Source organism: Arenibacter flavimaris (assembly GCF_030291335.1).
GTDB lineage: Bacteria > Bacteroidota > Bacteroidia > Flavobacteriales > Flavobacteriaceae > Arenibacter.
In genome coordinates this window covers 1-7,284 of record NZ_JASWIM010000071.1, presented here as the reverse complement: position 1 = coordinate 7,284, position 7,284 = coordinate 1, and the positions used below count along the sequence as shown (strand labels likewise).

Genomic DNA, 7,284 nt, shown 5'->3' with positions numbered 1-7,284 from the left:
TGGTCGTTTTTTATTCATCGGCTGGTCTATTGATTTTTAATGGTATTCATGAATGCTACGCATTTGGGCGATGCAAAAAATGAACAGAACACAAAAATGAGATAGTAAATTATTTCCAGGGTTTCAATAATTCTTAACGGCCATGCCATCTCCACGACGGAAGAAGAACGACCAAACCATAGACCTTGAGTGCAATGCCCAAAGGTTTTTAATAACTGAAAATGACTTATCCCCAACATGAAGGTTGACGCAACGAAAGGACCGGCCTATTTTCAATTTCGTATTAAATCAAGTGGTTTTCACATTGGAAGGTGGAAGGCGTCCATAGAGCATTTCACCCAAGTGAAAGCGGCCTGGACGCCGGGGCTGTGGAAAGTGCGTAGATTTAAAGAAATTTAAAATCAGCCTAGCGTTTTTTGGTTCGTTTTTTGGGCGATGCAAAAAATGAACAGGACACAAACTTGAGATAGTAAATTATATTTTTATCCAATTCACACACAACTTTTGGGATTGATCCCAAACAAAGCCAATATTTTCACAACAAGGTTTTAAGCAGCACCCTCTGTTTCTATGGTCTTGAACAGATCTGAGAGAATGGATTCTGACAGTGGCTTCACTATAAAATCTTTTACAATATCATACGTATTGGCCTTTTCAATATCTTGTTTATCAATTGAAGAGCTCACTATATACACCCTAGGTTTTCTCTTAATGGGCAATTTTACAAATTCATCCAAGAATTCCCAACCGTCCATAATGGGCATATTCAAATCCAAAAAAATCAAATCGGGCAATTGCTCCCCACCTTTGACCATTGCGGTAAGGTTTACCAAAGCCTCCATTCCATCTTCATGTACAATAACCGAAGAACAAAAACTACTGTTGTAATTTAATAGAACTTTGGTCCCATAAACAAAAATGGGATCGTCATCAATAATGCAAACTGTCTCTATCATCATAACCTTAAAAAGTGTATAATAGCATATTCAAATCGCTGGGCATCGTTCTCTCCGAAAGCTTAAAGTGTGTTTTATCAATATACAACAATCACAGAAATGATGACGAGGATTTCTCGCTTCTTGGTTGGGTAAGTCTATATTTTTATAAAGTACTATTTTTCCTATACTTGGGTTTCAGCAAATGTAAGAAAAAATTATAAACCAAAACCATGTATTTTTTTTCCAACCACTTACATTTCAATGGCTAAAGTTATATTTCCATGAAAGTTTACACCACTAGGCCTACCCCCCGATATTTCTTAGGGCATAGAGCTCCTTCTATAGCAATATAAACATAATCACCCAAAGGATAGTAAGTTTTTAAAAAAAATCCACTCTTATGAACCTTAATACAATTACGTAAACTGACAATTAGAGTTATCCATTAGTTTAGCTTTTATAAATCCAATGGTTTCTTATAAACCCTAACCTTTCCCAAAAGCACAGCGAGAATAGTTCCTGTTTCCCTACTCAACCTCTGTATTGGATATATCGATGTTGGTTGTGATACTATCCTTTACTATAGAATCCAAGGGCATCCCGCTGGGTACAATTCCTTGAATACTATCTATTTCTATAGGCTTATCCTGTAAGATGGCAAGGGTGTCCTTAATTCGCAATTCCTGTAAATAAGTAGAATCTGTTTGGGCCAGTTCATAAGCCTCCTTGGCATCGGATGCTACGAAAGGCCTACAAGGAAAATAGTCAAAATCGTACTCAAAATTGCTAAGCAAAGGTCTTTTCCAATAACTCAAATTTTTAAAAATGGAAGCTACGATTGGCAGGGCTGTATTGGCACCAGATCCCATACTAGTAGATGTAAACTGTACTCGTTTGTCAAAGGTGCCTACCCAAGAACCCACAACCAGTTCCGGGGAGCAACCAATAAACCAACCATCCCCATTATTTTGGGTAGTTCCGGTCTTTCCAATAATATTAAAAGGAATTTCATAGCCCATTAAACGGGAGCCAGTGCCATCCCTAACAACACCTTCCATCATTTTTTGCAAGGCCTTTATATTTTCTGTGCTCGCCACCCTTCCTTTGTATTGTGGTTTTGCTTGGAACAAAACATTGCCCTGTTCATCTTCTATGCGATCAATGGCATAGGGGCTTATTTTGTTACCACCATTGGAAATACTGGCATATGCGGCTACCATTTCCAATAAACTGATATCGGCCGTGCCCAATACTATGGACGGTACATTGGGAAGTTTTGATGCAATACCCATTTTCTTTGCCTGCCCCAAAACCTTCTCCGTTCCGATCTTAAGTTGTAGGGTCACCGAAACCGTATTAATGGAATTTGCCAAAGCGCCGTGCATCGAATAACTACCGCCATACTTATTATTCGAATTTCGCGGTCTCCAATCCCCGTATTGGGAATATGTAATTAGGGTATTATCGTAATAATTACAAGGATCCTCCCCTGCCTCCAAAGCTGCCAAATAGGTAATAGGCTTAAAAGTAGATCCTACCTGCCTTGGTGTAACAATATTATCTGTTTGGCTAAATCCATAATCGATACCCCCTACATAGCCCATTATCCTACCAGAATTGCTACTAACCGCTATAACGCCGGCATGTAACCTATTGATACTTTTGGCGATTGAATCTTCCAACGACTGCATTTGCTCTTCATACCCCTTACCGATCACCCAATATTTTCTTTTATGTTTTTCACCGACAAAGGCCGCAATTTCCTCCTCGGTCCTACCCCTTTGGCGCATCTGCCTTACCTCCCTATTTTGATCGACTAATTGTTGTAGCAACACCTCCCTACCACCCTCCGTGGTCGCTGCCGCCCAATACCTGTCCATGAGTTTCTGGAGATTGTCCGCCTGTCTATGCAAGGCAGTTTCCGCATATTGCTGAATGTTGAAATTTAAAGTGGTATAAATATTTAAGCCATCTGCCTCAAGATCGTAAGTATGTCCATCGGGAGAAGGATTATCTTCAGCCCACCCAGCAAATTCCGTTGCCACATAATCTTTGAAGTAAGCAGAGAAAGAAGATACTTTTTTAGGGGTCTGATAGTCTACCTTCATTGGCGTTCGGGCCTCCTGAAAGGTTTCCTCCGAAATATATTTGTGTTTTAGCATTTGGGAAAGAACCACATTACGTCTCTGTTCGGCCCTTTCCGGAAAATTTCTCGGATTATAGTAGGACGGAGCCTTTAGGAGGCCCACCAAAGTGGCACTTTCCGGCAAAGTCAATTTCTCTGGTGCCTTATTAAAGAAACGAAATGCCGCCTTTTCTATGCCATAGATATTTTCCCCAAAGGAAACTGTATTAAAATACAGCAATATAATATCCTCCTTGTCATAAATACTTTCCAATCTTCGGGCAATAAATATCTCCCTAATTTTATTGATCGGCGTAGAAAGAAAAAACTGTTTCTCCCTACCAAACAAATTTTTGGCCACCTGCTGGGTAATGGTACTCCCACCACCGGCATTTTGCTGCAAAATGATGGATTTTATCAATACCCGTGCATAACTCCTGTAGTCTATCCCCCGATGCTCATAGAAGCGTGAATCTTCGGTGGCTACCAGTGCCTGTATTAGGGCAGGTTTTATTTGTGAACTATCGGCATTTGATCTGTTTTGAAGGTAATAATACCCGATGGGCTCCTTATTGGAAGCATAGATGGTTGAAGTGACCGGATTTTTTAAGCTCTTTAAATAAGTTTTGGTGGGTAATTTTCCAAAAGCCCCTAGGTAAATAAGCACAAAAAGTAAACACAGTGTACAAAACCCTGTAATAACCACATATAAAAATGATTTAAAAGGATGTTGCCGAACATAGGACATTAACCTAAGAAAACCGGCCCAGGTTTGCCCTAAAAAATTCATTACACCTTCATATACCATATTATGCTTCTACAAGTTTCCACAATTAAAATTCCATTGCAAAATAAAAGGTATTAAACCTCAGTGCAAGCCTGTCTACCGACAAAGGCAGGCCTGTCTGCCGACAAAGGCAGGCCCCAAACCCAATAATAGGAATCGACCCTTGGGTCGAGGTATTGAACCTAGATCCCGCCGAAAAAGGCGGGATTAGTTCAACTTGCAATTTTAAATGCGTCATACTGACTTCTCAAAATTGAGTTTCACTAATAAAAATAATTCAATATTCATTAACTGCTGCCATTTTCATCTTAAATAAATTTTAGCGGGTTTACCTAAAGTTACATTCAATACCCCCAGTAGTTACAAATTCATTAGTAATTTAATTACAGAAAAAGATAGAATAAACAGGATACCCGCACTATTTCCCAACAATGGTTCCGGTTTTGGTGCAGAGACCAACCGTAATGATTTACATCAGAAATAAATATGATTACAACGATTATATAAACATTAACTTTTAGAATTAGTAGTTGTTATTTATCTTGCTGAATAATTGCGTATTGGAGGGCACACATTCATTATTAAAAGAATGATAATTTTAAGATAAATTGTAGTATTTGCGCTTTATCTTTGTAAAACAATGTGTAATTCCTTTGAGGAAGGTAGATTGATTACCGTAGTTAAATACGTATTTTTTAAATACAGTATTTTATATATAATGGCATTATAATTGTATGCATACAACGGGAAGTTTGTTTACATAATAGAATCCGATCTTATGATAACACAGGTAACAAAAGGCATTAAAATTTCGGTAAACACCAGTTTTGAAGGAACTTTCTTCAAAAACTACAAAATGCATTTTGCTTTCGGCTATACCATAACCATAGAGAACCAAAGCAAGGACTCTGTTCAATTGACATCACGTCATTGGCAGATTTATGATTCCTTAAATGAATTGGAGGTATTGGACGGGGAAGGGGTAATTGGGAAGAAGCCGGTCATTAAACCTGGGGAGTCCCACACATATAGTTCCGGTTGTCTATTGGCTTCCACCATTGGGGCTATGAAAGGCCATTACAATATGGTAGGCATAACCAATTCCGAGAAATTCAGGGTATACATCCCCACCTTTAAATTTAGTGCTCCATTTGCCCTAAATTAAAATCACAACTCTACTTTTTACTTAATATTTCCATGATTTTGATTTATGGGAAGTGATTGGGATTGGAAAAGTGCCAATCTTACTGATCCCCATAACCTATAAATGGAATGTTTTCGCCATATCCCAAAATTCACTTAGCACTTAGCTTTATTTTCGCTGGTGCATTTAGTACCTTTGCCATTAATTTGAACTTAAAAAAAATAATATCATGGGCAAAGGGTTTTTTCAAGTCCCCACGGCATATAACGAACCAATTAAAAGTTATGCCCCCGGAACTCCAGAGCGGGAAGAAGTACTAAAACAATACCGTATCTATTTCAATGGCAATACAGACATTCCAATGTACATAGGCGGAAAAGAGGTAAGAACTGAAAACACATTAACCATTTCCCCCCCGCACGATCATCAGCATATCGTTGGCCAGTACCATACTGCCAACAAGGAAGACGTGTCCAATGCCATATCCAATGCTTTGGAAGCAAGGAATCAATGGGCAGACCTGGAATGGGAACAACGTGCTGCTATATTTCTAAAAGCCGCTGAATTGATATCAGGTCCCTATAGGGCAAAAATCAATGCCGCAACTATGATTGCGCAATCCAAAAATATACATCAGGCCGAGATCGATGCCGCCTGTGAACTTATAGATTTCCTCCGTTTCAACGTAGAATACATGTCCCAGATCTACGAGGAACAACCAGATTCTGCGGAAGGTATATGGAACAGGGTGGAATACCGTCCATTGGAAGGTTTCATCTACGCCATAACCCCCTTTAATTTCACTGCAATTGCAGGGAACCTTCCCGCAAGTGCCGCAATGATGGGCAATGTGGTTTTATGGAAACCTAGTGACAGTCAGGTGTTTTCTGCCAAGGTAATCGTGGATATCCTTAAGGAAGCAGGATTACCCGACGGCGTTATCAATGTGGTTTACGGTGATCCGGTAATGATTACAAAAGTAGCATTGGACAGTCCGGATTTTGCTGGAATCCATTACACTGGATCCACCCATGTATTTAAGGAATTGTGGAAACAGATCGGGAACAATATCCACAAATACAAAACCTACCCTAGGATTGTTGGCGAAACCGGAGGTAAGGATTTTATTCTTGCACACCCTACCGCCAACCCAAAACAAGTTGCAACTGCAATTGTAAGGGGAGCTTTTGAATTCCAAGGCCAGAAATGTAGTGCAGCCTCTAGGGTTTACCTTCCGAAATCCATATCCAAGGAAATATTGGATTATGTAAAAACAGATGTGGAATCGTTCAACAAACCAGGTTCTCCAGAGGATATGGGCAACTTTATTACGGCCGTAATCCACGAAGGTTCATTTAATAAATTGGCCAAGTATATTGACCAAGCCAAAAAGGACAAGAATGCCGAAATTTATGTAGGAGGAAATTATGACAAATCGAAAGGTTACTTTATAGAACCGACCGTAATTGTAACCACAGATCCAAAATATACCACCATGGAAACCGAACTTTTCGGTCCTGTGGTCACGATTTACATCTATGAGGACAAGGATTGGTCCACAACGCTAAAATTGATTGACAGCACCTCTGAATATGCACTTACCGGTGCCGTACTCTCAGGAGATCGTTATTCAATTGCCGAAGCCACCAAAGCATTGCAAAATTGTGCCGGCAACTTTTACATCAACGACAAACCCACCGGTGCCGTTGTAGGTCAACAACCATTTGGTGGAGCACGGGCATCTGGTACGAACGACAAGGCCGGTTCTGCCCAAAACCTTTTGCGTTGGGTATCCCCAAGGTTGATAAAGGAAACCTTTGTAACCCCTGTAGATTACAGATACCCTTTCTTGGGATAAAGGTATAAAACCAAATTTCCAAGGCCCGTATTTGCTCTTTGCAGATACGGGCCTTACTGTTATAGGGTTCTTATGGGTCAAGAACAATTGTTATGTTTATGAAAAAAAGGGATTAATTTGATCAGTCGTGTTTTTTTGAGCAACAGTTTTAATTAATAGGAGCAATTTAGTAAAACCAATGATTAAATTATTCTTTCATTTTACTCAAGTGGTTTTTATTGTTTTATAATGGTTTTCGTGAATCTTCGATTTCGTATTAAATCAAGTGGTTTTCACATTGGAAGGTGGAAGGCGCCCATAGAGCATTTTACCCAAGTGAAAGCGGCCTGGACGCCGGGGCCGTGGAAAGTGCGTAGATTTAAAGAAATTTAAAATCAGCTTGGCCATGGCTACAGCTGGCTCCTCCTAACCAAGGTACACCGTACCTTGGTT

At 39.7% G+C, this 7,284-nt stretch carries 4 protein-coding genes; 2 read left to right on the top strand and 2 right to left on the bottom strand.

Annotated elements, in window-relative coordinates; all coding sequences use genetic code 11:
• Positions 1-548: 548 nt before the first annotated feature.
• Both QSE00_RS24805 and QSE00_RS24800 read right to left on the bottom strand, forming a co-directional pair.
• Positions 549-959: a response regulator gene (locus tag QSE00_RS24805; protein WP_286107964.1), complete on the bottom strand. Its 411-nt coding sequence runs from the start codon at positions 957-959 to the stop codon at positions 549-551.
• Between the two features lie 506 nt (positions 960-1,465).
• A complete protein-coding gene (locus tag QSE00_RS24800; RefSeq protein ID WP_286107963.1) occupies positions 1,466-3,853 on the bottom strand; it encodes a transglycosylase domain-containing protein in 2,388 nt (795 codons plus the stop codon).
• 775 nt (positions 3,854-4,628) lie between these two features.
• Between QSE00_RS24800 and apaG the strand changes: the two genes are divergently transcribed.
• Both apaG and pruA read left to right on the top strand, forming a co-directional pair.
• Complete coding sequence (apaG, locus tag QSE00_RS24795) at positions 4,629-5,015, top strand: Co2+/Mg2+ efflux protein ApaG (protein WP_110355832.1); 387 nt, start codon at positions 4,629-4,631, stop codon at positions 5,013-5,015.
• Between the two features lie 208 nt (positions 5,016-5,223).
• A complete protein-coding gene (gene pruA / locus QSE00_RS24790; RefSeq protein ID WP_286107962.1) occupies positions 5,224-6,852 on the top strand; it encodes an L-glutamate gamma-semialdehyde dehydrogenase in 1,629 nt (542 codons plus the stop codon).
• The last annotated feature ends 432 nt before the right edge of the window (positions 6,853-7,284 follow it).